The organism is Actinomycetospora succinea (genome assembly GCF_004363095.1).
GTDB classification, from domain to species: domain Bacteria; phylum Actinomycetota; class Actinomycetes; order Mycobacteriales; family Pseudonocardiaceae; genus Actinomycetospora; species Actinomycetospora succinea.
Map to the genome: position 1 here is coordinate 704,665 of NZ_SNYO01000002.1, position 23,486 is coordinate 728,150.

Annotated in this window: 30 protein-coding genes; 15 read left to right on the forward strand and 15 right to left on the reverse strand. The window is 75.3% G+C overall.

The genetic code is table 11. The annotated features are described in order from the left end of the window. Window positions 1–5 precede the first annotated feature (5 nt). Genes EV188_RS09730 through EV188_RS09745 form a run of 4 tightly spaced genes read right to left on the reverse strand, consistent with a single transcriptional unit; the run spans window position 6 to window position 3,364 of the window. Window positions 6–995, reverse strand: a complete 990-nt coding sequence (locus EV188_RS09730) for a glycosyltransferase family 9 protein (RefSeq protein WP_208114089.1) — start codon at window positions 993–995, stop codon at window positions 6–8. Beyond that, window positions 992–2,131 (reverse strand): glycosyltransferase family 4 protein, encoded by a 1,140-nt coding sequence (locus tag EV188_RS09735; RefSeq protein WP_133826014.1) that lies wholly within the window; start codon window positions 2,129–2,131, stop codon window positions 992–994. Before EV188_RS09735 ends, EV188_RS09730 begins: the two co-directional genes overlap by 4 nt. 25 nt (window positions 2,132–2,156) lie before the next feature. Then, complete coding sequence (locus EV188_RS09740) at window positions 2,157–2,504, reverse strand: hypothetical protein (protein WP_133826015.1); 348 nt, start codon at window positions 2,502–2,504, stop codon at window positions 2,157–2,159. Next, a complete protein-coding gene (locus EV188_RS09745) occupies window positions 2,504–3,364 on the reverse strand; it encodes an MBL fold metallo-hydrolase (RefSeq protein WP_133826016.1) in 861 nt (286 codons plus the stop codon). The genes EV188_RS09740 and EV188_RS09745 overlap by 1 nt, the downstream gene beginning before the upstream one ends. Before the next feature lie 38 nt (window positions 3,365–3,402). On the opposite strand from EV188_RS09745, the gene EV188_RS09750 reads away from it, so the two are divergent. From EV188_RS09750 to EV188_RS09760, 3 genes are read left to right on the forward strand one after another with little or no spacing between them, the layout of a single operon-like run. Continuing rightward, complete coding sequence (locus EV188_RS09750) at window positions 3,403–4,467, forward strand: glycosyltransferase family 9 protein (RefSeq protein WP_133826017.1); 1,065 nt, start codon at window positions 3,403–3,405, stop codon at window positions 4,465–4,467. Next, entirely contained in the window at window positions 4,467–4,778 is a 312-nt protein-coding gene (locus EV188_RS09755) for a hypothetical protein (RefSeq protein ID WP_133826018.1), read from the forward strand. Before EV188_RS09750 ends, EV188_RS09755 begins: the two co-directional genes overlap by 1 nt. Window positions 4,779–4,795: 17 nt before the next feature. Next, complete coding sequence (locus EV188_RS09760) at window positions 4,796–5,242, forward strand: DUF2267 domain-containing protein (protein ID WP_133826019.1); 447 nt, start codon at window positions 4,796–4,798, stop codon at window positions 5,240–5,242. Window positions 5,243–5,404: 162 nt separating this feature from the next. Here the strand turns inward: EV188_RS09760 and EV188_RS09765 are convergent, their stop codons facing one another. Beyond that, a complete protein-coding gene (locus EV188_RS09765; protein ID WP_208114090.1) occupies window positions 5,405–6,793 on the reverse strand; it encodes an aldehyde dehydrogenase family protein in 1,389 nt (462 codons plus the stop codon). A 98-nt stretch (window positions 6,794–6,891) separates the two neighbouring features. Between EV188_RS09765 and EV188_RS09770 the strand changes: the two genes are divergently transcribed. Then, window positions 6,892–7,638: an SDR family oxidoreductase gene (locus EV188_RS09770; RefSeq protein ID WP_133826020.1), complete on the forward strand. Its 747-nt coding sequence runs from the start codon at window positions 6,892–6,894 to the stop codon at window positions 7,636–7,638. On the opposite strand, the gene EV188_RS09775 is transcribed toward EV188_RS09770, so the two are convergent. Genes EV188_RS09775 through EV188_RS09790 form a run of 4 tightly spaced genes read right to left on the reverse strand, consistent with a single transcriptional unit; the run spans window position 7,635 to window position 10,228 of the window. Further along, on the reverse strand, window positions 7,635–8,327 hold the full coding sequence (locus EV188_RS09775; protein ID WP_133826021.1) for a CPBP family intramembrane glutamic endopeptidase: 693 nt from the start codon (window positions 8,325–8,327) through the stop codon (window positions 7,635–7,637). The two genes, EV188_RS09770 and EV188_RS09775, sit on opposite strands and share 4 nt — an antisense overlap. Further along, window positions 8,320–8,724 carry a ChaB family protein gene (locus EV188_RS09780; RefSeq protein ID WP_133826351.1) on the reverse strand — a complete coding sequence of 135 codons (405 nt, stop codon included), beginning with the start codon at window positions 8,722–8,724 and terminating at the stop codon, window positions 8,320–8,322. Before EV188_RS09780 ends, EV188_RS09775 begins: the two co-directional genes overlap by 8 nt. Window positions 8,725–8,741: 17 nt before the next feature. Beyond that, entirely contained in the window at window positions 8,742–9,521 is a 780-nt protein-coding gene (locus EV188_RS09785) for an HAD-IIA family hydrolase (protein WP_133826022.1), read from the reverse strand. Continuing rightward, the gene (locus EV188_RS09790; RefSeq protein ID WP_208114091.1) at window positions 9,518–10,228 is read right to left on the reverse strand and encodes a dienelactone hydrolase family protein; all 711 of its coding nucleotides are present in this window, start codon (window positions 10,226–10,228) and stop codon (window positions 9,518–9,520) included. The genes EV188_RS09785 and EV188_RS09790 overlap by 4 nt, the downstream gene beginning before the upstream one ends. A gap of 89 nt (window positions 10,229–10,317) precedes the next feature. Here EV188_RS09790 and EV188_RS09795 point away from each other — a divergent pair, with 89 nt between their 5' ends. The 3 genes from EV188_RS09795 (at window position 10,318) to EV188_RS09805 (ending at window position 12,556) form a co-directional block, all read left to right on the forward strand. Then, window positions 10,318–11,097 carry an enoyl-CoA hydratase/isomerase family protein gene (locus EV188_RS09795; RefSeq protein WP_166659802.1) on the forward strand — a complete coding sequence of 260 codons (780 nt, stop codon included), beginning with the start codon at window positions 10,318–10,320 and terminating at the stop codon, window positions 11,095–11,097. A 70-nt stretch (window positions 11,098–11,167) separates the two neighbouring features. Further along, on the forward strand, window positions 11,168–11,584 hold the full coding sequence (locus EV188_RS09800) for an organic hydroperoxide resistance protein (RefSeq protein ID WP_133826024.1): 417 nt from the start codon (window positions 11,168–11,170) through the stop codon (window positions 11,582–11,584). 3 nt (window positions 11,585–11,587) lie between these two features. Continuing rightward, a complete protein-coding gene (locus EV188_RS09805; RefSeq protein ID WP_133826025.1) occupies window positions 11,588–12,556 on the forward strand; it encodes an alpha/beta hydrolase in 969 nt (322 codons plus the stop codon). A gap of 70 nt (window positions 12,557–12,626) precedes the next feature. Here EV188_RS09805 and EV188_RS09810 read toward each other — a convergent pair whose 3' ends face one another. Beyond that, the gene (locus EV188_RS09810; RefSeq protein WP_133826026.1) at window positions 12,627–13,142 is read right to left on the reverse strand and encodes a hypothetical protein; all 516 of its coding nucleotides are present in this window, start codon (window positions 13,140–13,142) and stop codon (window positions 12,627–12,629) included. Between the two features lie 64 nt (window positions 13,143–13,206). Here EV188_RS09810 and EV188_RS09815 point away from each other — a divergent pair, with 64 nt between their 5' ends. Next, the gene (locus tag EV188_RS09815; protein WP_133826027.1) at window positions 13,207–13,824 is read left to right on the forward strand and encodes a copper resistance CopC family protein; all 618 of its coding nucleotides are present in this window, start codon (window positions 13,207–13,209) and stop codon (window positions 13,822–13,824) included. A gap of 76 nt (window positions 13,825–13,900) precedes the next feature. On the opposite strand, the gene EV188_RS09820 is transcribed toward EV188_RS09815, so the two are convergent. Then, on the reverse strand, window positions 13,901–14,341 hold the full coding sequence (locus EV188_RS09820) for a L,D-transpeptidase (protein WP_243741578.1): 441 nt from the start codon (window positions 14,339–14,341) through the stop codon (window positions 13,901–13,903). Window positions 14,342–14,592: 251 nt separating this feature from the next. After that, complete coding sequence (locus tag EV188_RS09825) at window positions 14,593–15,114, reverse strand: O-acetyl-ADP-ribose deacetylase (RefSeq protein WP_133826353.1); 522 nt, start codon at window positions 15,112–15,114, stop codon at window positions 14,593–14,595. A gap of 57 nt (window positions 15,115–15,171) precedes the next feature. Between EV188_RS09825 and EV188_RS09830 the strand changes: the two genes are divergently transcribed. Then, a complete protein-coding gene (locus EV188_RS09830; RefSeq protein WP_133826029.1) occupies window positions 15,172–15,621 on the forward strand; it encodes an SRPBCC domain-containing protein in 450 nt (149 codons plus the stop codon). A 49-nt stretch (window positions 15,622–15,670) separates the two neighbouring features. Here the strand turns inward: EV188_RS09830 and EV188_RS09835 are convergent, their stop codons facing one another. Both EV188_RS09835 and EV188_RS09840 read right to left on the reverse strand, forming a co-directional pair. Continuing rightward, window positions 15,671–16,378, reverse strand: coding sequence for an RluA family pseudouridine synthase (locus tag EV188_RS09835; protein WP_133826030.1), 708 nt, complete (start codon window positions 16,376–16,378; stop codon window positions 15,671–15,673). Continuing rightward, complete coding sequence (locus tag EV188_RS09840; protein WP_208114092.1) at window positions 16,375–17,556, reverse strand: isochorismate synthase; 1,182 nt, start codon at window positions 17,554–17,556, stop codon at window positions 16,375–16,377. Before EV188_RS09840 ends, EV188_RS09835 begins: the two co-directional genes overlap by 4 nt. A 157-nt stretch (window positions 17,557–17,713) precedes the next feature. On the opposite strand from EV188_RS09840, the gene EV188_RS09845 reads away from it, so the two are divergent. Together EV188_RS09845 and EV188_RS09850 are read left to right on the forward strand one after the other, a co-directional pair. Then, window positions 17,714–19,066 carry a cytochrome P450 gene (locus EV188_RS09845; RefSeq protein WP_243741579.1) on the forward strand — a complete coding sequence of 451 codons (1,353 nt, stop codon included), beginning with the start codon at window positions 17,714–17,716 and terminating at the stop codon, window positions 19,064–19,066. 9 nt (window positions 19,067–19,075) lie between these two features. After that, window positions 19,076–19,471: a VOC family protein gene (locus EV188_RS09850; RefSeq protein WP_166659803.1), complete on the forward strand. Its 396-nt coding sequence runs from the start codon at window positions 19,076–19,078 to the stop codon at window positions 19,469–19,471. Here the strand turns inward: EV188_RS09850 and EV188_RS09855 are convergent. Further along, the gene (locus tag EV188_RS09855) at window positions 19,402–20,760 is read right to left on the reverse strand and encodes an FAD-dependent oxidoreductase (RefSeq protein WP_133826032.1); all 1,359 of its coding nucleotides are present in this window, start codon (window positions 20,758–20,760) and stop codon (window positions 19,402–19,404) included. The two genes, EV188_RS09850 and EV188_RS09855, sit on opposite strands and share 70 nt — an antisense overlap. Before the next feature lie 195 nt (window positions 20,761–20,955). Here EV188_RS09855 and EV188_RS09860 point away from each other — a divergent pair, with 195 nt between their 5' ends. The 4 genes from EV188_RS09860 to EV188_RS09875 are packed head-to-tail and all read left to right on the forward strand — an operon-like array spanning window position 20,956 to window position 23,478. Continuing rightward, complete coding sequence (locus EV188_RS09860) at window positions 20,956–21,633, forward strand: energy-coupling factor ABC transporter permease (protein WP_133826356.1); 678 nt, start codon at window positions 20,956–20,958, stop codon at window positions 21,631–21,633. Then, window positions 21,630–21,986, forward strand: coding sequence for a PDGLE domain-containing protein (locus tag EV188_RS09865; RefSeq protein ID WP_133826033.1), 357 nt, complete (start codon window positions 21,630–21,632; stop codon window positions 21,984–21,986). Before EV188_RS09860 ends, EV188_RS09865 begins: the two co-directional genes overlap by 4 nt. Continuing rightward, entirely contained in the window at window positions 21,986–22,750 is a 765-nt protein-coding gene (gene cbiQ / locus EV188_RS09870; protein WP_133826034.1) for a cobalt ECF transporter T component CbiQ, read from the forward strand. Before EV188_RS09865 ends, cbiQ begins: the two co-directional genes overlap by 1 nt. Further along, window positions 22,747–23,478, forward strand: a complete 732-nt coding sequence (locus tag EV188_RS09875; protein ID WP_133826035.1) for an energy-coupling factor ABC transporter ATP-binding protein — start codon at window positions 22,747–22,749, stop codon at window positions 23,476–23,478. Before cbiQ ends, EV188_RS09875 begins: the two co-directional genes overlap by 4 nt. Window positions 23,479–23,486: the final 8 nt, after the last annotated feature.

Here is a 23,486-nt window from a genome sequence, read left to right on the forward strand (position 1 = left end):
CGTTTCTACCCGCCGGCGACGACCTGCTCCCGTACCCGGTCGACGGGGAGATCGAGGAGACACGCGGGCTCGCTCGCGAGCGGGCAGCGTGCCTCCCACCAGCAGACCTGCTCGGTGATCGCGGTGGGCATGCGGTGCGGGCACTCCGGGAGGCCCTGCAGGTTGGTGCCCTCCTCGAGGCCGTAGCGCGACGCCGCGGTCGGTCCGAACAGGGCGACGGTGCGCGCGCCGACGGCCGCGGCCAGGCGCACCGGACCGGTGTCGGGTCCGACGACGACGCCGCCCGCCTCGCCGACCGCGGCGAACAGGGACGCCAGGCCGCGGAGGTCGGTGGGCGGGAGCTCGGCGGCGCCGTCGACCGGGCCGACCGAGAGCACGGGACCGGGGAGGCTCGCGGCGAGCGCGGCCCAGCGACGCGCGGGCCAGCGCTTGACGGCCATGCCGGCGTCGGGGACGAGGACGGTCGGCGTGTCGCGCGAGCGAGCATGTGGCGATCCTGGCGATGAGCGCCAGCGATGCCGCATCGCTCGCACCAGGGACTCGCGTCCGGCCGAGCGCTCGGCGTCGGTGAGGACGACGCGGGGCGGCCGGACGGCGTCGGCGATGACGCCCTCGGCGGCGAGGATCCGCTGGTAGCGCTCGCCCACCTTCTCGTCCGCCGGCGGGCGGCGCCACAGGTTCGACACCGCCCGGATGCCGCGGGCCTGGGCGTCGGCGTCGACCAGCTCGCCGATGCCGTCGAAGCGCGTCGTCGTCACGACGAGATCGGGGGCGAGGTCGGCGAGCGCCGCCTCGACGGCCGCGCGCTCGTCGTGCTTCTCGGCGGTGCGGACCGCGGTGACGGCGGGGTCGTGCGCGAGCAGCGGGGCGCCGGGCGCGTGGGTGAGCACGGTGAGATCAGCGCCGGGGTGGGCGTCGGCGAGCGCGTGGACGCTCGGCAGCACCATGATCAGGTCGCCGAGTCCGCCCAGCAGGTCGACGACGAGGATCCTCACCGCGCCACCTCCCGGTACGTGGCCACGTGCGACGCCGCGAGCGCGTCCCAGTCGTGGCCCCGGACCAACGCGTGCCCGCCCGCGGCGACGCGACCGCGCAGGTCCTGGTCGTCCAGGAGGCGGCGCACACCGACCTCGAGCACGTCGACGTCGCGGACCTCCGGCGCGACGACCACCGTCTCGCCGTCCACGAGATCGGGGTCGTCGGGGGCGTCGGAGCGGCGCGTGACCAGCGTCGGCAGCCCGTGGTCCAGGGCCGCGAGCAGGGCCCCGCTCTTGAGGGTCGCGCCGGCGGTGAAGGGGAACGCCGCGACGTCGGCGGCCTGCAGCGCGGCGGAGACCTCGCCGGCGGGTCGGTGCCCGGTGATCGTCACCCGGTCCTGCGCGCCGGCGGCGGCGACGTGCGCGGTCAGCTCGTCGCGGAACGCCGCCGCCTCGTCGGACGGCAGCGCGAGCGAGGTGAACCCGCCGAGCACGAGCAGGTGCAGCGCCGGGTGCTCGTCGGCGAGGCGGGCGACGGCGTCGACGAGGTAGCGCAGCCCCTTGACCGGGTGCACGAACCCGAAGAACACGACCAGCTCGGCGTCGGCGGGGACACCGAGCGCGCGGCGGGTGGTGGCGCGGTCCGGCGCGCCGGCGTCGACCTCGACGTTCGGCAGCAGCGGGGCGCGCCGGGCCTCGACCCCGCAGCGCTCCCGCAGGGTCGCGGCGTGGTCGCCGTTGGTCGTCAGCACCGCGGCGCTGCGCGGGACGAGGCGACCGGTCTCGCGGTCGGCGAGGCGGCGGCGCTCGAGGAACGTCCACACCGCGTCCGGCACCCGCGGCGCGCACGACCACCACCCGTACTCGTGCACCGTCGTCACCAGTGGCATCCCCGCGAGGTCACCGAGCAGCCCCGGCGCGCCCGAGAAGCCGAACGCCGACGGGGCGAACTGCACGTGTGCGACGTCGGCGCGGCTCGCCCGCAGGTAGAGCGCCGCCCGCACCAGCCCGAGCGGACCGGGGTCGACCGGGACGTCGACGACGTCGACGCCCTGGCGGTCGAGCGCGTCGGCGAGGTGCACCGTGTAGTCGGCGACCCCGTCGTGGGCGGGATCGGCGCGCCCGTGCACGAGCGCGACGCGGAGGCGTGTCACCGGGCGGCGTTACCCGGATGGCCCCTCACCAGAACCCGAGGCGCATCCCCACCGGCCACCAGGGGTCGAGCGGCGCGTCCTGTTCGTCGAGCAGCACCTCGAACCAGGTGTAGCCGTACTCGTGCGGGTCGGCGGCGAGGGTGAAGACGAAGCGCAGCACGACGTCGGCGCCCTCCTCCCGCGACGACGTGACCTCGAGCGTGACGAGCTCGAACCCGCCCCGGTCGGGCTCGAACCCGTCGTGCAACCAGCCGCGCAGGAACCGCAGCGCCCGCGCCTCGAGGTCCGCGCGGGCCGCGACCGCGCGCCGCGCCACGGCGAGGCGGGGCTCCTCGACGAGCACCTCGACGCCGTCGGGGAGCTCCCAGCGCATCAGCCGTCCGCCGGCACGTAGATCGAGCAGGCGTCGAAGACGGCCTCGCGCACCGGGTCGTCGTCGCAGTCCCGCGCCGGGCGCACGACCGCGTCGCCGGCGCGCAGCCGGGCGAAGGCGTCGGCGACCTCGCGGACGTGGTGCCCTTCGGCCACCCCGCGCCCGAAGTGCGCCATGAGCACCAGGCGGACGTCGAGCTCGGCGAGGCGGGCGGTGGAGGCCGCGAACGCCGCCAGGTCGGACTCCGGGGCCTGCGCGTAGATCGGGCCGGTGTTGACCGTGTCGCCGGCGAGCAGCAGGCCGTCGTGCTCGTCGAGGAAGCAGACGGAGTCGGGCGTGTGGCCGGGGGTGTGCAGCACGCGCAGGGTGCGCCCGCCGAGGTCGATCTCGTCGCCGTCGGTCAGCAGATCGGGCTCCGGCGCCGGGCCGGGCGCCCACGTCGCGTCGACGTCCGGGGGCAGCGGGCGCGGGTCGGAGTCGGCGGAGAGCAGGTGGAAGAACTCGTGGTCCAGTGCCCGGTACCGCCCTGCCGCGGCGAGCATGCGGCGGGTGTAGGCCAGGTAGCGGGCGCGCTCGGCGGGGTCGGCGCCCGCGCGGAGCTCGGCGACGCCGGCGGGGTGGATCGCGACCCGGTCGAACTCGGCGTCGCCGCCGACGTGGTCGAAGTGCGCGTGGGTGTGCAGGACGTCGATCGGCCGGTCGGTCAGCGCCGCCACGACAGGGCGGATCGGGGCGATGCCGAGACCGCTGTCGACGAGCACCGCGCGGTCGCGCCCGGCGACCAGCCACGAGTTGACGTGCCCCGGCTCGGCGACCAGCCAGACGTCGCGGGCCACGGGCCTCGCGTGGAACCACGACACCCGGGTGAGCCTGCCAGGAGGTCCGGGTACACGCGGCCGTGGACCTCCGCCATCCCGCCGCGCACCGCCCGGGACAGGGTGACCCCGACTGGGCCGCCGCGCGCCGCATCCTCGTCGTGCGCCCCGACAACGTCGGCGACGTCCTCATGACCGGGCCCGTCTTCCGCGCCCTGCGCGCCGCGGCGCCGGCGGCGCGCCTCGACCTGCTCGCCTCCCCCGCCGGCGCGGCCGCCGCCGACCTGCTGCCCGAGGTCGACGGCGTCGTCACCGCGTCCGTGTCGTGGCAGCAGCTCGACCTCGTCCCGGGCGACGATCCGGACGCCGCGCTGGTCGCCGAGCTGGCGGAGCGCGGGTACGACGCCGCGGTCGTGCTGACGTCGTTCTCCCAGTCGCCGTGGCCCGCCGCCGAGGTCGCCCGGCGGGCCGGGATCCCGGTGCGCGTCGGGCTGTCGAAGGAGTTCGGCGGGGGCCTGCTCACCCACTGGGTGCCGTCGCCGCCGGACGAGGAGCACCAGGTCGACCGCATGCTCGGCCTGCTCGCGGCCGTCGGTGTGCCGTCGCGGGGGACGGCGCTGCGGGTCCGCGTCCCCGAGGACGCCGCGACGCCCCTGGCGGTGGTCGGTGCGCGCTACGCCGTCGTGGCGCCGGGGGCGAGCTGCCCGTCGCGGCGCTGGCCCGCCGAGCGGTTCGCAGCCGTCGTCCGGGGGCTCGCCGAGGACGGGCTGACGGTGGTGGTCAGCGGGACCGAGCGCGAGCGCGACCTGGTGGAGGCGGTCGCGGGCGACGTCGGGGTGCCGCTGGCGGGCGGGCTCGGGCTCGGCGACCTGGCCGCGCTGCTCGCCGGGGCCGAGGTCGTCGTCGCCAACAACTCGGGCGGCGTGCACCTCGCCGACGCCGTGGGCGCGCCCGTCGTCGAGCTGTTCGCCGGCACCGAGACCGTCGACCAGTACCGGCCGCGCACCACCCGCGCCGAAGTGCTCACGCGGCCGGTGTCGTGCGCGCCGTGCCGCCAGCTCGTGTGCCCGTTCGGCCAGGAGTGCCTGGCGATCGGCCCTGACGAGGTGCTCGCGGCGGCCCGGCGGCTGCGGGCGGTGGCGGTGTAGTGGTCGAGCACACCGACGACGGGCGGTACATCGTCGTCGACGGCCGGCGCTGGCGGGCGACCGATCCGCTGATCCCCGAGCACGACGCGGCCGTCCTGCGGCGCTGGCTGATGGCGGCGCGCCGGGACGTGGGGACCGCCAAGAAGACCGGCGAGGGCGAGAAGGCGGCCCGCGCCCGGGTGCACGCCGCGAAGACCGCGCTGGGCGAACGGGGCACGGCGTGGTGGGAGCAGTCCGACGACGAGCGCCGGGCGCGCTGGACCGAGGGGCTGCGGCGCGCGGAGCAGGAGGGGTTTGACGCGCCGGGGTGAACGGGTGCCCAGGACCCATGACGACACCGCCGATCCAGGGCGACGAGAACCCGAACGACCCGAATCCCGCGAACTCCAGCCAGACCCTCGCCGCGTTCAGCGGTCAGGTCCAGCGGCGTCTCGGGCTCGAGACGCCGTCGGAGGCCGAGGTCCTCGTCCGCAGCACGCTCAACGAGCTCGGCAAGGCCCTCAGCAGCGGCCTCGCCCAGGAGCTCACGATCAGCCTGCCGCCGGAGCTCTCCGCGGAGCTGCGTGCCCAGCGACCGAAGGACGACGCGGCCCGCGCGGTGGGCAAGGACGCGTTCGTCGACGCGGTCAGCGGGCACGTGACGTCCGTCGACGCCGAGAAGGTCGAGGCGCAGGTGGAGCAGGTCCTGCGGCTCCTGCGCGAGTGGCTCCCCGACGACCAGGTCGACCGCACCCTCGAGCAGCTCCCGGGCGACCTCGTGGCGCTGATGCGCTGACCCCATGTGAGCGATTTTCCCGGGTATAGCCGGGAAGATCGCTCACGTAGTGCGGCGCGGAGCAGGGCGGTGCTCCGGTCGCCGAGGCCGACGAGAAACGAACGGCGCTCTCGCTGCTTCGCAAGCAGCGAGAGCGCCGTTCGTTCGTCCGGGGCGGGGCCGCTACGGCAGCGGGGACCAGTGGACGACCTTCGTGGTGGTCATCTCGTCGAGGAGCTCCGGCCCGTAGCCGAACCCGGTGCCCGACGTCCCGCGGGGCTGGGCCGCGCCGCCCGGCGCGCCGCCGAACACCCCGTTGATCTTCACGCTGCCGACGCGGAGCTCGCGCCACGCCTGCTGGGCGTGCGCCATGTCGCCGGTCAGCACGGTGGCGGCGAGCCCGTGCGGGTCGTCGGCGGCCTCGGCGAGGCCCTGCGCGAAGTCCTCGACGACGCGCACCGGCGCGACGGGACCGAACGTCTCCTCGCGCAGGATCGACATCGCCGGGGTCAGCCCGGACAGCACGGTCGCCGGGTAGAACGCGCCGTCGCCGTCCGGGAGGAACCCGCCCGCGTGCACGGTGGCGCCGTCGGCGACCGCGGCGGCGACGTGGCTGTGCACGTGCTCGCGGTGGCGGCGGTCGACGAGCGGGCCAAGCGCCTTCTCGCCCGCCGCCGACGGCCGGTACACCCAGCGCCCGGCCTCCTCGGCGAGCGCGTCGAGGAACGGCTCGGCCACCGACGCGGCGACGTAGATGCGCTCGACCGACACACAGACCTGCCCGCCGTTGGCGTACGACCCGAGCGCGGCCTGCTCGGCGGCCCAGCGCGGATCGACGCCGGCGTCGATCACCAGCGGGTCGTTGCCGCCGTTCTCGAGCAGGACGTGCGCGCCGGTGCCCGCCGCGGCCTGGCGGATGGCCTGGCCCGCGGCGATCGAGCCGACGTGCGCGATGAGGTCGACGTCGTGGTGGCCACACAGCGCCGCACCGGTGGGCCCGGCGCCGTCGACGATCTCGAGGACGCCCTCGGGGAGGAACGACGCGACGAGCTCGGCGAAGCGGCGCCCGAGGTGCGGGCAGCGCTCGCTGGGCTTGTGCACGACGGTGTTGCCGGTGACGAGCGCGGCGCCGATGAGGCCCGCGGCGACGGCGACCGGGTCGTTCCACGGCGTGATCACCGCGGCGACCCCGCGCGGCTCGGGGACCATGAGGTCGGTCGCCGACCACGACCCCTGCAGCGAACGGCCGCGGTGCACCGGCCCGAGCTCGGCGTACTGCTCGAGCGTCCCGGCGGCCGCGAGGACCCCGCCCAGGCCGTCGTCGTAGGGCCGGCCGGTCTCGGTCTCGTTGAGCCGGGCGAGCTCCTCGGCGACGGCGCGCAGCGCGCCCGCGGCGTCCCGGACGAGCCCGGCGCGGTCGGCGGCGGGGGTGCGCGCCCAGCCGTCACGGGCCGCGCGGGCCCGGCCGACGGCCTCGTCGACCTCGCCGGCGTCCGCGGGCCGGACCCGTCCCACGAGCTCGCCGGTGGCCGGGTCGTGGACCTCGATGTCGATGTCGGTCGTAGTCGTCACGGGGCCGGGTTCCACCTCGGGCCCGCGAGTACGCCTCCTCCCCTGTGAGCACGACCGCGCACCGTTTCGCCGCCGGACGCCGCAGACACCCCTCCCGCATGGCAGGACGACTGGACGGGACCACGGCGATCGTGACCGGCGCCTCGAGCGGCATCGGGGCGGCGACCGCCCGCGCGCTCGCCGCCGAGGGCGCCGGCGTGGCGCTCTTCGCGCGGCGCCGCGACAAGCTCGAGGACCTCGCGGGCGAGCTGACCGGCGCGAGCGTGCACGAGGTCGACGTCGCGGACGCCGACGCCGTGCGCAGCGCGGTCGACGAGGTCGCCCGGCAGCGCGGCGGCGTGGACGTGCTCGTCAACAACGCCGGCTACGGCTCGATGGACCTCGCCCGCGACGCCGACCTCGCCGAGTGGCAGAAGATGGTCGACGTCAACCTGCACGGCGTGCTCTCGACCACCCACGCGGCGCTCGGCCACCTCGCGCAGGCCGCGCAGGGCGGCCGCGGGATCGCCGACGTCGTGACCGTCTCGTCGGTCGCCGGGCGGAGCGTGACCGGGCCCGGCAGCAACGTCTACGCGGCCACCAAGCACGCCGTCGGCGCGTTCTCCGAGGCGCTGCGCCAGGAGCTCGCCGAGCAGCACGTGCGCGTCGGGCTCGTCGAGCCGGGCCTGGTCGACACCGAGCTGACCAACACCGGCGACGACAACAAGCCCGACGCCTCGCAGGCCTCCGAACTGGGGCTTCTCCACGCCGACGACATCGCCGACGCCGTGGTCTACATGGTCACCCGCCCGGCCCGCACCGCCGTCAACGAGGTGCTCGTGCGGCCGACCGAGCAGAAGAACTAGGTCTGGCTCCCGACCGCCAGGACCAGGGCGAACGAGATCAGGTTGAACGTCGCGTGGGTCGCCACGGGCGGCCAGATCGACCCCGTGCGCTCGTAGAGCACGGCGTTGACGACGCCGAGCACGAACGCCGCCGCGAACACGACATTGAGACCGTGCGCGAGCGCGAAGACGGCCGCGGTGACGATCACCGCGAACACGCGCCCGACCCGGCGCAGCACGCCGTAGCCCAGCCCCCGGAACAGCAGCTCCTCGCCGAGCGGCACCAGCAGGCCGCCGATCGCGACGACGAGCGCCGCCGCGACGGGGCCGCTGAACAGCGTCAGCGCTTCCTGCGGGTCGGAGCGGTCTCCGGTCAGCGCGACGTAGACGACGATCAGGACGCGCGACGCGAGCCACACCAGCACGCCCACGCCGACGCCGAGCCCGATCCCGCGCAGGGTCGGGTGCACGAGACCGACGGCCGCCGCCGAGCGCACCCGCAGGGACAGCGCGATCGCCACCGCGCCGAGCGCGGACGCGGCGGACACGGCCACCAGCAGCGGCGCGGGCGGCGTGCCCTCGGAGAGCAGGCCGATCGCGACGAACAGGGCGAGCTGCAGGACGACGTAGGCGAGCGCCCCGACGACGAGCTCGAGCCAGCCGAGCGCGGGACGCGCGCCGGGGGGCGCGACGGTGGGCTGCTCAGTCACCCCGCGCCCTGCGCGTCTCGCGGTCGCTCTCCTTCTGCAGGGCGTCGACGAGCTCGTCCTTGGTCATGTCGGACCGGCCCTCGATGTCCAGCTGCTGGGCCTTCTCGTACAGGTGCTCCTTGCTGGCGTTGGCGTCCACACCACCGGCACTCGAACCGCCCGGGTCCTGGCCGCCGCTGCGCGCCCGGGAGTCGGAGGGGCCCTTCTCCTCCTTCTGCTCCCAGTGGTCGCCCACCTTCTCGTGCGTGTGCTTCAGCGCCGAGTACGCCGTACGGCTGGCGCGCTCGCCCTTGCCGTAGGTCTCCTCCGCGGATTCCTTCGCCTCCGCGTACGTCTTCCGCGCGCTCTCGGGCGAGCGCTGCAGGGTGGACGGCAGGTCCTCGAAGTCTTCCGGCATGTCGAGCAGGTACCCGGTCACCCGCGCACGCCTACCTCGAGGTCCGCGACGCTCTGCACGACCTGCTGCGGGCGGTACGGGAAGCGGTCCATCTCGGTGGGGTCGGTGACCCCCGAGAGCACCAGGATCGTGTGCAGCCCGGCCTCCATGCCCGCGACCATGTCGGTGTCCATCCGGTCGCCGATCATCGCCGTGGTCTCGGAGTGCGCGCCGATGGTGTTGAGGCCCGCCCGGATCATCAGCGGGTTCGGCTTCCCGACGAAGTACGGGTCGCGGCGCGTGGCGTGGGTGATGAGCGCGGCGACGGACCCGGCCGCGGGCAGCGTCCCCTCCGGCGACGGCCCGGTCGCGTCGGGGTTGGTGACGATGTAGCGCGCGCCGTCCTCGATGAGCCGGATCGCCCGCGTGATCGCCTCGAACGAGTAGGTGCGGGTCTCGCCGATGACGACGTAGTCGGGGTCGCGGTCGGTGAGGATGTAGCCGACGTCGTGCAGGGCGGTGGTCAGCCCGGCCTCGCCGACGACGAACGCGCTGCCGTCGGGCCGCTGCGAGTCGAGGAACTGCGCGGTGGCCAGGGCCGAGGTCCACAGGTTCTGCGCCGGGATGTCGATGCCGCTCGCGTGCAGGCGCGCCTGCAGGTCGCGCGGGGTGTAGATGGAGTTGTTGGTCAGGACGAGGAAGCGCTTGCCCGCCTCGTCGAGCCGGCGGATGAACTCGTCGGCGCCCGGCAGGGCGTTCTCCTCGTGGACGAGCACCCCGTCCATGTCGATCAGGTAGCTCTCGAGCGGCTCGCTCATGCGGCGTCCTTCAGGTGCGTCTCGAAGAAGCGCAGGATGCGCCCCCAGGCGTCCTCCGCGCTGGGCCGGTGGAAGCCCGCGCCGGCGAAGCGCACGAGCAGGCCGTTGGCCGGGAAGCGCTCGAAGAAGCTGTGGCCGGCCTCGGGGTAGGTCTTCACGTCGTGGTCGACCCCGGACCCGGTCAGCGCCGCCTCGAGGCGCTCGGGGTGCCCGCGCAGCATCGAGTCCCGGCCGCCGAAGCTGGCGACCACCGGGCAGATGCCGGCGAGGTCGGCCGTGTCCTCCGGGACCATGCCGTAGTTCGGGGCCGCGGCGGCGTAGTCGTGGCGCGCCGCCGAGAGCAGCGCGAACGTGCCGCCCTGGCAGAACCCGATGACGCCGACCTTCCCCGTGCAGTCCTCGCGGCCGGCGAGCCACTCGCGCGCCGCCTCGATGTCGTCGAACACCGGACCCTCACCGGAGTTCATCGCCTTCAGCGTCGCCGCCACGCAGCGCGGGCCGCCACCGCGCGCGGTGTAGATCGCCGGCGCGACGGCGACGTAGCCCGCCGAGGCGAGCCGGTCCGCGTGGTCCTTGATGTTCTCTCCCACCCCGAAGGCGTCCTGCAGGACCACGACGCCGGGGAACGGGCCGTCGCCGACGGCGGGGAGCGCGAGGTACGCGGACTGGTGGCTGCCCGCGGACGCGGGGATGTGCAGGTCGGGCACGTCGACGTCCTCGATGATCTCGGCCGATGGGGGCGGCCCGAGCGTGGCAGCATCCCGGCGGCCGTGCCGCACGAGAGGGAGGAGTTCCGGTGAGCGACCCCGAACGGATCCGCGTGGAGCAGGAGGCCGGCGTCTGCCGGCTGGTGTTCACGAGCCCGGAGCGTCACAACGCCGTCGACCACGCCTTCGGGCGGCAGTTCCTCGCGGCGCTGACCGGGCCGGCGACGGAGGCCCGGTGCGTCGAGATCGTCGCCGAGGGCGCGAACTTCTGTGTCGGCGGCGACATCTCCGGCTTCGCCGCCGAACCCGACCGCAGCCTCACCGAGCTCGCCGACGCGATCCACGCCGGCGAGCGAGCGCTGCTCGACCTCGCGGCGCCCGTCGTCGTCGGGGTGAACGGCTGGGCGGCGGGCATCGGGCTCTCGCTCGCCCTGTGCGGGGACGTCATCGTGCTCGGCGAGGGCGCCCGCATCCGCCCGGCGTACACCGCGATCGGGCTGACCCCCGACGGCGGCATGACGGCCACGCTGCCCGCGGCGGTCGGACGGGCGCGGGCGATGGAGCTGTTCCTCACCAACCGGCCGATGGGCGCCGCCGAGGCGCTCGGGGCCGGGCTCGCGTCCCGGGTCGTCGACGACGACGCCCTGCGCCTGGCGACCGACGCCGTCGCCGAGCAGATCGCCGCCGGGCCGCCCGCCGCCCTGGCCGCCACCAAGCGGCTCGTCCGGCAGGCCAACGGCGTGCTCACCGACGCCCACCTCGACGCGGAGGCCGCGAGCATCGGCGAGCGCGGGCTGTCCCCCGAGGGGCGCGAGGGCATCGCGGCGTTCCTGGGGAAGCGGGCGCCGTCATGGCCTTCGGCCTCGTGAGTGTTCTGGGTCGCCAGGGCGACCCAGAACACTCACGTGGGCTCCGCCCATCGCGGGTACGCCGGGTCGTATGGACATCAAGTACACCGCCGAGGCCACGTCGTCGGGGGACGCCCGCAACGGGCACGTCCGCAGCTCGGACGGCGTCATCGACGAGGCCATGACCATGCCGAAGGAGCTCGGCGGGCCGGGCGGGGGCACCAACCCCGAGCAGCTCTTCGCCGCCGGCTACGCCGCGTGCTTCCACCAGGCGCTCAAGCTCGCCGGGGGCCAGGCGAAGGTCGACATCGACTCCACGAGCGTCGAGGCGCGGGTCGGGATCGGGCCCGACGCCGGCAGCTTCGGGCTCCAGGTCTGGATCACCGCGACGGTCCCGGGCGCCGACCAGGAGACCGCCGACCAGCTCGTCGCCCGGGCGCACGAGCTCTGCCCGTACTCGAAGGCGACCCGCGGCAACATCGACGTGGAGGTCACCGCCAAGGTGTGAGGCGTGCGCCTCCCCCTCGGTCTGCGTGTCGTGGGCACCACCCGTCGATGGCTCGGCGGGTCGGTCGCCCACCTCGACCCCGCCGACGTCCCCGCCGCCCGGGCCGCCGTCCTGCGCCTGCAGCACGGTGCGCTCGGCCGGGCGGTGATCGGCACGCCGCCCCGCGACGTCGTCGTCGAGGAGACGGCGCTGGCGACGGCGGCGGTTCCCGCGGGACTCGCTGTGCGCGTCTACCGGCCGCCGTCGTGCGACGTGCCGGCCCGCGTCGTCGTCAACTTCCACGGCGGCGGGTTCGTGCAGGGCGACCTCGACCAGTCCGAGTGGTTCTGCGCCCACGTGGCACGCGCGGCGTCGGCCGTCGTCGTCTCGGTCGACTACCGCCTCGCCCCCGAGCACCGCTTCCCGATCCCGGCGCAGGACTGCTACGACGCCGTCGCCGCGCTGGCCGCCGAGCCCGGCCGCTTCGGCGTCGACCCCGCGCGTCTCGCGGTGATGGGCGACAGCGCCGGCGGCAACCTCGCCACCGTCGTGTGCCTCATGGCCCGCGACCGGAGACGCGACGGCCTCGACGCCCCGGCGATCGCCGCCCAGGCGCTCGTGTACCCGGGCGTGGAGATGGTCGACGTGCTGCCCTCGGAGCGCGAGATCCCGGTGGCCCCGATCCTGTCGGCCGCCGACATCCGCGGCTTCCACGCGCTCTACCTCGGCGACGCCGACGGCACGCACCCCTACGCCTCGCCGCTGCGCGCCGACCTCACCGGGCTCCCGCCCGCGCTCGTGCAGACCGCCGACCACGACCCGTTGCGCGACCACGGCGAGCGCTTCGTCGAGGCGCTCGACGCCGCCGACGTCCCGGTGCGCCACACCCGCTACCTGGGCGCCGCGCACGGCTACGTCGCCACCGGCGGCCTGACCCCGCGCACCTCGCTGGCCGCGGTCGCGGAGATCGCGGCGTTCCTGCGCGCCATGTGAGCGAAATTCCCGGCTATGACCGCGAATTCCGCTCACCTGGCGTCCGGGACTGGGCACCGCGGGCGCGGGGCTACCGTGGAGGCCCGTGACCCCCGACCGAGCGACGCCGGCGCGTGCCGTGCTGCTCGGTGCCTGCGCCGCGGTCCTCGGGGTCGCCGCGCACGGGGAGGCCGGCGGCGTCGTCGCGGCGAGCCCGACGGCGCTCGCGGTGGGGCTCGTGGTCGTCGCCGTCACGGCCGCGCTCGGGGCACGGCCGCAGGCGACCATCCGACTCGCGGGTGTCCTCGCCGCCGGGCAGCTCGCCCTGCACCTGGCGCTGCCGTCGGGCGGCCACGACCACCACGCGATGCACGCCGCCCCCGACACGCACGGGTCGGCGATGCTCGTCGCGCACCTGGCGGTCGCCGTGCTCGTCGCCGGTGGCCTCGCCCAGGCCGACCGGGCGCTCGCCCGCGCCGTGCGTCGCCGGGTCGCCGTGTGGGTCCGCCGCCTCGGCGGCCCGCCCGCCCCGAGTACCCCCCAGGCGGTCGTCCCGCCGGCGCCCGCCCGCGCCCCGCGGGAACGACGCGCCGCCGTCACCCTCCACCCGCGTCGGGGTCCCCCGTCGCCGCGCACGACCGCGACGACACCCGACACGGAAGGACACCCCCATGCCCCCATCGCGGACCCCGTCCGCCCGCACCCGCCCGCGCGGCGTCCTCGCCGCGCTCCTGACCGGCCTGCTCGCCCTCTCCGCGCTGCTCTTCACCGCGGGCACGGCGAGCGCGCACGACGTCGTCACGGGCAGCGACCCGGCCGACGGCTCGACCGTCCCGACGGCGCCGACGCAGGTGTCGGTGACCTTCAGCGACAACCCGCAGGGCCAGCTGTCCACCCTCACGGTGGTCGGCCCCGACGGCGCCCACCACGAGCAGGGCCAGGCCACGACGCAGGGCAGCGTCGTGTCGGTCCCGGTGGGCCCGCTGCCGCAGGCCGGTCGCTACGAGGTCGGCTATCGGATCATCTCGAGCGACGGCCACCCGACGACCGGGTCGGTGACGTTCGACCTGACGACGCCGTCGGCCCCGGCCGGCACGGCCGCCGCCCCGCCCGCGGGCCAGGCCTCGGGCCACCAGCACGACGGCGCCGCGCCCACCGCGCCCCCGTCACCGGCCGCCGCGGCCGGTCCCGACAGCTCCGGGGGCGGCGTGCCCGCCTGGGTGTTCGTCGTGATCGCCGTGGTCGTCGTCGGCGGGGCGGTGGCGCTCGTGCTGCGTCGCCGGGCCTAGCGAACCGGCCGGGCGAGGGGCACCCCCCTCGGATGCCCCTCGCCCGCCGCGCCCGGCCACGACCGTCACCGGGCCGCTACTCGACGATCTGGACCCGGTCGTTCGGGTTGAGGTGCTCGAAGAAGCGCTTCGCGTCCTCCTTGCCCAGGCGCACGCAGCCCGCGGACTCGCGGTCGGTGGCGCCGCCGTGGAAGGCGCGGCCGTTGTTGTCGAAGAACACCGCGTACGGCATCGGCGAGCCCTCGTACTCCTGGCTCACGTGGTCCTTCTCCTTGCGCTGGATCACGAAGTCGCCGGTCGGTGTCTCGTAGCCCTCGGCGCCGTGGCTGTTCTTCACCGGCCCGTAGGTGACGTTGCCGTCGCCGTCGAGCAGCCACGCCCGGTTCTCCGAGAGGTCGACGCACGCCTTGATCCGCGCGTCGGTGCACGGCGTGCCGCCGACGCCATCGGCGCTGCCCGCCGGCGCGGCGAGCGCGACCCCGCCCAGCTGGAGCGCCCCCAGACCGATCGTGGCCACCGAGACCGCGATCCGGCCGGACGACACCCCGCGCTGCGCCCCCCTGCGATGCCTGCCCGCCATCGGCGTCCTGCCCCTCGCTCGCGTCCGCGGCTCCCACACCGCGAGATCCGAACGGCACAACGAGGCAGTGACCGCGGAGTCACGCACCGTTCGCGGTGCTCAGGGGCACGTCACCGGAACCGGTTCGGCGCACAACCTCTGTGGGTCTGGAACGTCATGCGCACAGCGGGTTCGAGAGGTGGGACGTTTCACCCACTCGATTCGTCCGCTCGGGCGAAGGCGTCGTAGACCTCGTCGCTGAAGAGGACGAAGCGCGCCTCCCGCACCGCACTCCCGGTGGTCCGCACCGTCGACACCGCGATCCGGGCGGCGTCGCCGAGCGGCCATCCGTACACGCCGGCCGACACCGCGGGGAAGGCGACGGTCCGCGCGCCGAGCTCGTCGGCGACCCGCAGCGACTCCCGGTACGCCGAGGCCAGGAGCTCCGAGCGGTCCTCGGACTTCGCGTACACCGGGCCGACGGTGTGGATCACCCACTGCGCGGGGAGATCGCCCGCCGTCGTCGCGACCGCCTGACCGGTCGGCAGGCCGTCGGGCAGCGTGGTGCGCCGCAGCTCCCGGCAGGCCTCGAGGATGGCGGGCCCGCCCGCGCGGTGGATCGCGCCGTCGACACCGCCGCCGCCGAGGAGCCCGGAGTTCGCGGCGTTGACGACCGCGTCGACCTCGGCCTGCGTGATGTCGCCCCGGTGCAGGGTGATCTCCGCCGTCATGCGCCCGGAGTACCCCGCGCGCGGGCCGACCACGACCACCCCTGGGACGATCGCGCGGTGAGCGACACGCGCATCTCGGTGACCGACACCCTCGACGCCCCGGTCGAGCGGGTCTTCGCCCTCCTCGCCGACCCCGACCGGCACCCCGACCTCGACGGCAGCGGCACGGTCCACGCCTCGCACACCCACCTCGCGATCACCGAGGTCGGCGACGTGTTCGTCATGGAGATGGACCACCCGGACCGGGGCCGCTACCGCGTCGAGAACCACGTCGTGCGCTACGAGCCCGACCGCGCGCTCGCGTGGATGCCGGCGCGCGTCGGCCAGCAGCCGTCGGGCCACATCTGGGGCTGGGAGCTCGAGTCCGACACCGACGACCGCACCGTCGTCACGCACTACCACGACTGGGCGCAGCTGACCGACCCCGACCTGCTCGCGCGCATCCGCGAGGTCACGCCCGACGAGATGCGGCTGACGATCGGGAACCTGGCCGAGGCGCTGGCCTAGGTGCCTCCGGCATGTGAGCACTTTGAACGGCTATAGCCGTCCACAGTGCTCACGTGCCCGGAGGGCACAGGGCCTCGAAGTCCTCGCCCGGCGCCGCCTCGAGGTCGTGGCGGACGCCGTCGGGACCCGTGAACGCGAGGCGCCAGGCGTGCAGGCCCGTGCGCGTCTCGGGATTCTTGGTGAACAGCGGGTCGCCGACGAGCGCGTGGCCGATCCAGGCGAGGTGCACGCGGATCTGGTGGCGGCGTCCCGTCGTCGGCGTCACCGCCAGCAGCGTCCGGTCGTCGCCGCGCCGGAGGACCTCGAACGTCGTCGTCGACGGGTAGGTGTCGCCGGGCAGGACGGCGTCGTCGGGGACCGTCCACACCCCGTCGACGCAGGTGATCGCCTCGCGCGGCGCGGCGATGCGCACCCGGTTCTTGCGGCCGACCGAGAGCGGGAGCTCGATCGTGCCCCGCTCGGGCAGCCCGGTGCCGGACGCGACGGCGAGGTAGGTCTTCGCGACGGTGCGGTCGTTGAACTGGCGGGTGAGGTCGCCGTGCGCCTCGAGGCGGCGCGCGAAGAGCACGATCCCCGAGGTCACCTTGTCGATGCGATGGGCGGGCCAGAGCTTCTCGCCGGCGTCGGCGGCGAGGCGGACCAGGTCGGTGTCGTGGCGCTCCCCCATCACCGACCAGCCCGCAGGCTTGTCGAGGACGAGCAGGTCGTCGTCGCGGAGCAGCTCGCGTCCCGCGCGGACCTCGTCCCAGGTGCTCACCCCTCGTCGAGCCCCAGCGCGTCGAGCAGCGTGCGCAGCTTGACCGCGGTCTCGGCGAGCTCGTCGGCCGGGCGCGAGGCGGGCACGATGCCTGCACCCGCCCAGAGCCGGACCCGGTCGCCCTGGACCTCGCCGCAGCGCAGGGCCATGACCCACTCGCCGTCGCCGCGCGCATCGGTCCACCCCACCGCGCCGGTGTAGAAGCCGCGGTCGAACGGCTCGATCTCGGTGATCGCGGCGTGCGCGGCGGGCCGCGGCACCCCGCAGACCGCGGGCGTCGGGTGCAGGGCCTGGGCCAGGTGCAGCGCGGACGCGTCCGGGTCGGTGGCCGGCGCGCGCACGGTGGTGGACAGGTGCCACAGGGTCGGGGTGCGCACGAGGCACGGGCCGTCGGGCACCTCGAGGTCGTCGACGACAGGGCGCAGCCGCTCGACGACGTCGGCGACGACGAGCGCGTGCTCGTGGCGGTCCTTGGCGGAGGCGAGCAGCTCCTCGCCGCGGCGCCGGTCCTCGTCGGGGTCGGACGAGCGGGCGGCCGAGCCGGCGAGGGGGTTCGCGGTCACGGTCGTGCCCCGCCGGGAGAGCAGCAGCTCCGGGCTGGCGCCGAGCAGCGTGCGCGCCGCCCCGGGCCGGTCGGCGGGCAGGTCGACGGCGAACAGGTAGCTACGGGGGTCGCGCCGCGCCAGCTCGCGCAGCATCGGCACCGGGTCGACCGGCCCGTCGGCGACGACCTCGAGCGCGCGGGCGAGCACGACCTTGTCCAGCGCGCCGGTCTCCATCCGCGCCAGCGCCTCGGCGACCATCTTCTCGTAGACCGCCGGGGCGGGGACGGCGTGGGCGGTGCCGGACACGGGCGCGCCGCCCGGGCCGGCGACGAGGACGGCGCCGAGGGGGTCGGCGCGCTCGACGTGCTCGGGCACCACGAGGTGGGCGGGCGCGGTGGGGTCGAAGGGCAGGGCGCCGACGGCGAGCGTGGGCCCGCCGCGCAGACCCCGCAGGTGGCGCAGCACCGCGTCGGCGTCACCGGAGGGCAGCCGGGTGCGGGTGCCGCGGGTGAGCAGCGCGCCCTGCGGGCCCGAGAACCAGGAGCCCTCGCCGGGCCTCCAGGACCGCAGCAGCCGCACCGGGTCGGCGACGGCGCCGAGCGGCGCGCGTACCGCCGGGCTGGTGCTCGTCACGATCCCGTTCCCCCTGCCGTCGTGCCGCCTCGAGGCTCATCGTGGTCCACGGGATCGGACATCGCCGTCCGGGACCGGTCACTCCACCCTCCGCGCCGCGTGACGTCCGGTCCAGCGCAGGGAGGCGTGACGCGCCGCACCGTCATACTCTGAGTATGTGACGACGCAGCAGGCGGACCCCCGGACCGCGCCGAGCCCGCTGCCGCGCTGGCGGTCGGACCTCCGCCTCGGCACCCGCATCGCCGTCATGCGCGCCGGCGGGCTCGCGCTGGCCCTGCGCGGCGACGCCGTGGCCCGGCTCATGCACCGGCCGTGGCGCCTCGATCCGTACCCCACCTACGCGCGGGTCCGCGCCGACGCCGCGGCCGAGGGTGGCGTGGCCCGCAGCCGCACGGGCATCCGCGCGGTCGCCACCCACGAGGCGTGCACCGCGGTGCTGCGCGACCGCCGCTTCGGGGTCCGGCTCGCCGACGGCCGGATGCCGTTCGACCCGACCGACGACGCGAGCACGGGCGGGGACCCGACCGACCCCGAGGCCGCCCTCCTCGAGCCCATCGACCTCTCGCTGCTCGGCCTCGACGCGCCCGACCACACGCGGCTGCGGCGCCTCGCCCAGCCGACGTTCGCGCCGCGCCGCCTCGAGCAGTACCGCGAGACCGCCCGCACCGTCACCGGGCGCCTGCTCGACGCCGCGCCGCGCGACGAGCCCTTCGACCTGGTCAGCACGCTCGCCGCGCCGCTGCCGATCAGCGTCATCTCCGAGCTGCTCGCCATCCCCGACGTCGACACCCCCCGCTTCGCCGCGTGGGGCCGCGTCGTCGGCGCGGCGCTGGACGGCGTCCGCTCGGTGCGCCACGCCCACGCGCTGTCGCGGGCCACGGCCGACCTGCGACTGCTGTTCGCCGACCTCGTCGAGCGCCGCCGCGCCGACCCCGGCGACGACGTGATCTCCCAGCTCGTGCACGCGCTCGACGAGGAGACGCTGACCCTCGACGAGCTCGTCTCGCTGGCCCAGCTCCTGCTGATCGCCGGGTTCGAGACCACGACCAACCTCGTCGGCAACGCCGTGCGCGCGCTGCACAGCAGCGGGACGTGGGACGACCTCGTCGCCGACCCCGGCCTCGCCGCGTCCGTGATCGAGGAGACGCTCCGCTTCGATCCGCCCGTGCAGCTCACGGCACGGTTCGCGCACGAGGACGTCGAGCTGGGTGGTCGCACGCTGCGCCGCGACACCGGCGTGCTCGTGCTGCTCGCGAGCGCGGGCCGCGACCCGGCGGCGCACGCCGACCCGGACCGCTTCGACCCGCGCCGCGAGCAGACGACCACGCACCTCGCGTTCTCCGGCGGCGCGCACTACTGCCTCGGCGCCTCCCTGGCGCGGATGGAGGGCGAGGTGGCGCTGGAGATGCTCGCGCAGCGGCTGCCCCGCCTGCGGCCGTCGGGACGGTTCGTGCCGCGCGTCGCGACGGTCCTGCGCGGGCCCCGGCGATTCGGCGTCCGAGCGGACTAACGTGGGCGCGTGCCCGAGCTCCCCTCGATCTCCCACGTCGCGCTGTCGGTGACCGACCTGGCGACGAGCCAGCCCTGGTACGAGCGGCTCTTCGGCGTCGAGCCGGCGATGACGCTGTCCGACGGCCCGTTCGAGCGGAAAGTGTTCGCGCTGGCCGGCGGGCAGCTGTTCGGGCTCACCGCGCACGACGCCGCGCGCTCGGGCGACCGGTTCGACGTCGTCGCGCCGGGCCTCGACCACGTCGGCTTCGCGTGCGCCGACCGGCCGGCGGTCGCCGCGTGGCAGACGCACCTCGACCAGATCGGCGTCACGCACAGCGGCGTCGTCGAGGCCGACTACGGCTGGGCGCTGTCGTTCACCGACCCCGACGGGAACGCGCTCGAGTTCTTCGCGCTCGCGTCCTGAGCCCGGCGCGCCCACCCGGGCGCGCGTTCGGGGCGGAAACCGATCCCGACGAGGTAGGCGGGCACGACCTGGAGCGCCGGCACCCGCTGCAGCAGCCGCACGGGTACCGGCATCCGCCCGACGCCCAGCCCGCCGCCGCGCAGGACGTTCCGCACCACCACGCGGTGCGCGATGCGCTGCGCGGTCTGCGTCGCCACCGTCGGGAACCACCGCCGGCGCTGCACCCGCTCCGCGGCGCGGTCGACGGCGGCGGGATCCGGGTCCGCGGCGGCGAGCACCGACCCCAGGATCCGCGCGGTGGCGACGGCGTCCTGCACGGCGAGGTTGATGCCGACCCCGCCGACCGGGGACATCGCGTGCGCCGCGTCGCCGATGCACAGCAGGCCCGGCGCCGACCAGCGCCGCAGCCGGTTCAGCGTGACCCGCAGCAGCTTCACGTCCTCCCAGGTCGCGAGCCCGTCGACGCGGTCGCCGAGCCAGGGCATGGCGTGGCGCAGCTCGTCGCGCAGCGCCTGCACCGGGCCGCGCCGGGCCTCGGCGTCCGTGCCGCGGGCGATGAGGTAGGCGACCTGGTAGTGGTCGCCACGGTCCAACATGATGATCATGCGGCCGTCGTCGGTGAGGCGGCCGAGCCCGCCGGCCGGGTCGTCGGCCTCGCTCTCTCCATGGTCCAGCTCCGCTGCGCTGCGTGTCCGGCGGGTCAGCCGGAACCACCACACGTCCATCGGCACGGCGTAGTCGCGCTGCGGCAGGCCGGACAGCTCGCGGACGCGGGAGTCGCGGCCGTCGCAGGCGACGACGACGTCGGCGGCGAGCTCGTTCCCGTCACCCCAGCGAACCCCCGTCACGCGACCCCCGCGGCGCACCAGGTCGGTGACCTCGGCGTTCCGGATCAGCGTGAACGTCGGCTCCTCCTCGCCCGCCGCGGCGAGCATGTCGAGCAGGTGCCACTGCGGGACCATCGCGACGAACGGGTGCGGCACGGCAGCACGGCCGGGGAGGCGCCCGAGACGCGTCAGGTCCCCGATCTGCGCCGGCCCCACGTCGAGCACCACGCGCACCGACTCGATCGGCTTCCACGGCAGCGTGGTGAACCGGTCCCAGAGCCCCAGGTCGTCGATGAGCGTCATCGTCGACGGGTGGACGGTGTCGCCGCGGAAGTCGCGCAGGAAGTCGCCGTGCTTCTCCAGCACCGTGACCTCGACGCCGGCCCGCGCGAGCACCAGGCCCAGCACGATCCCCGCCGGCCCGCCGCCCACGACCGCGCACGTCGTCCGCTGCTCCGCCATGCAGCGAGCATGGCCGGAATCGGGCGACCACGACAGCGCCCCGGCCACACCCTCTTTTCGGCCAGGTTCAGGTTGTCGCAGGACTAGTGCGACAGCGCTTCACCTGCGACACACTGCAGTGGCGTCCCCCTCGTCCGGGGGGACATGACCACCACGCGGGGGTGACTCGTGGACCCGAGTACCGACCTCGTCGCCATGCACATGAGCGACGGGATCGTGAACGCGCCGACCTCGGTGATCTTCGGCGTCGTCGCGGTCCTCGGCCTCGCCGTGTGCGTCGCCAAGGCGCGCCGCGACCTCGACGACCGCACGGCCCCGATGGCCGGGCTCGTCGCGGCGTTCGTGTTCGCCGTCCAGATGCTGAACTTCCCGATCCTGCCCGGGGTCAGCGGGCACCTGCTCGGCGGCGCGCTCTGCGCGATCCTCGTCGGCCCGTACGTCGGCGCCCTCTGCGTGTCGATCGTGCTGCTGCTCCAGGCCCTGCTCTTCGCCGACGGCGGGCTGTCCGCGCTCGGCACGAACATCACGAACATGGCGCTGATCGGCACGTTCGTCGGCTACGGGGTCGCGGTCGCGATGCGGAAGCTGGCCGTCCGCAGCCGCGGCGGGCTGATCGCCACGGCGTTCGTCGCGGCCTGGGTGAACACGGTCGTCGCGTCGCTCGGCTTCGTCCTCGAGTACGCGATCGGCGGCCAGGGCCTCGCGCTCGGCACCGTGTTCGGGCTGATGACCGGCTTCCACGCGCTGATCGGGATCGGCGAGGGGATCATCACCGCGCTCACCGTCGGCGCCGTCGCCGCCGTGCGCCCCGACCTCGTCTACCTGACGCGGACCGCCGCGCCGTCGCTGGAGATCAAGGGAGCCCGGGCATGAAGAAGCTGCCCATCGCCTTCTACGCCGGCTTCCTCGTCGTCGCCCTGCTGCTGGCCGGCGTCGTCTCCTACGCCGCGAGCAGCAGCCCCGACGGCCTCGACGCCGTGACCCGGACCGGCTGCCAGCTCGACGAGTCCGGCGAGCCGGCGGGCGGCGAGTGCATCGCGCAGAACGCGGGCGAGCACGCGACCGCGAACAGCCCGCTCGCCGACTACACCGTCGGCGGCAGCGAGGGCAGCACGGGCGTCGCCGGGGTCATCGGGGTGCTGGCGACGCTGGTGATCGCCGGCGGGCTGTTCTGGCTGCTGCGGCGCCGATCCTCGCGCGACGAGACGCCGAGCCGGGTGGAGTAGTGGCCGCCGGACACGCCCACCCGCTCTACCGCGCCGGGGACTCGGTCGTCCACCGGCTCCCGGCGCACGTGAAGATCGTCGTCGCGTTCCTGTTCGTGCTCGCGGTGGTGGCGACGCCGCGCGAGGCGTTCGCCGTGTTCGGCCTGCAGTTCCTGCTGCTCGTCGGTGTCTGGGTCGCCGCCCGCATCCCGCCGGGCTGGCTCGCGACGCGCGCGCTGATCGAGGCGCCGTTCGTCGTGCTCGCGGTGCTCCTGCCGTTCTTCGCCACCGGCCCGCGGGTCGAGTGGATGGGGATGTCGCTGGCCGTCGACGGCCTGCTCGCGGGCTGGAACATCCTGGTCAAGGGCACGCTCGGCGTGCTGGTGTCGGTGACGCTCGCGGCCACCACCCCGCTGCGCGACCTCGTCTCCGGGCTCTCGCGGCTGCGGGTGCCGTCGATGGTCTGCGTGATCGCGACGCTGATGCTGCGCTACCTCGAGGTCATCGCCGCCGAGGCGCGGCGGATGCGCCTGGCCCGGGTCTCGCGGGGCCACGACCCGCGTTTCGTCTGGCAGCTCGGCGCGACCGTGCGCTCGGTCGGCGCGCTGTTCCTGCGGTCCTACGAGCGGGGCGAGCGGGTGCACCTCGCGATGCTGTCCCGCGGCTACACCGGCGCCATGCCCGCGTTCACCACGGCGTCGGCGTCGACGGCCACCTGGTCGCTCGCGCTGGTCCCGGCCGTGGTCGCGGCGCTGCTGGCGGTGTCCGGATACTGGGTGGCGTGACCGCCTCGCTGGACGTCGAAGGCCTGGCGTTCGCCTACCCCGACGGCCACCAGGCCCTGTTCGGTGTCGACCTGCGCATCGAGCGCGGGGAGCGCGTCGCCCTGCTGGGGCCGAACGGGGCGGGCAAGACGACGCTCGTGCTGCACCTCAACGGCGTGCACCGGGCCGGCGCCGGCCGCGTCGAGGTCGGCGGGCTGGAGGTCACCCGGGAGAACGTCCAGGAGATCCGCCGGCGGGTCGGGATCGTCTTCCAGGACCCGGACGACCAGCTGTTCATGCCGACGGTCGCCGACGACGTCGCGTTCGGGCCCGCGAACTTCGGGGTCACCGAGCCGGAGCTGTCGCTGCGGGTGAAGGAGGCGCTCGACGCCGTCGGGGTCGCCGAGCTCGCCGACCGCTCCCCCATGCACCTCTCCGGCGGCCAGCGCCGGCGGGCGGCGCTCGCGACCGTGCTCGCCTGCGACCCCGAGATCCTCGTGCTGGACGAGCCGTCGACCCATCTCGACCCGGTCGCCCGCCGCGAGCTCGCCGACGTGCTGCTCGGCCTGGACCGGACGATGCTCATGGTCACCCACGACCTGCCGTACGCCCTGCAGCTCTGCCCGCGCTCGGTGGTGATCGACGGCGGCGTGGTCGTCGCCGACGGCCCGACCCGCGACCTGCTCGCCGACGCGGACTTCCTCGCCGCTCACCGCCTCGAGCTGCCGTTCGGGTTCGCCCTGGACTGAGGCCGTGC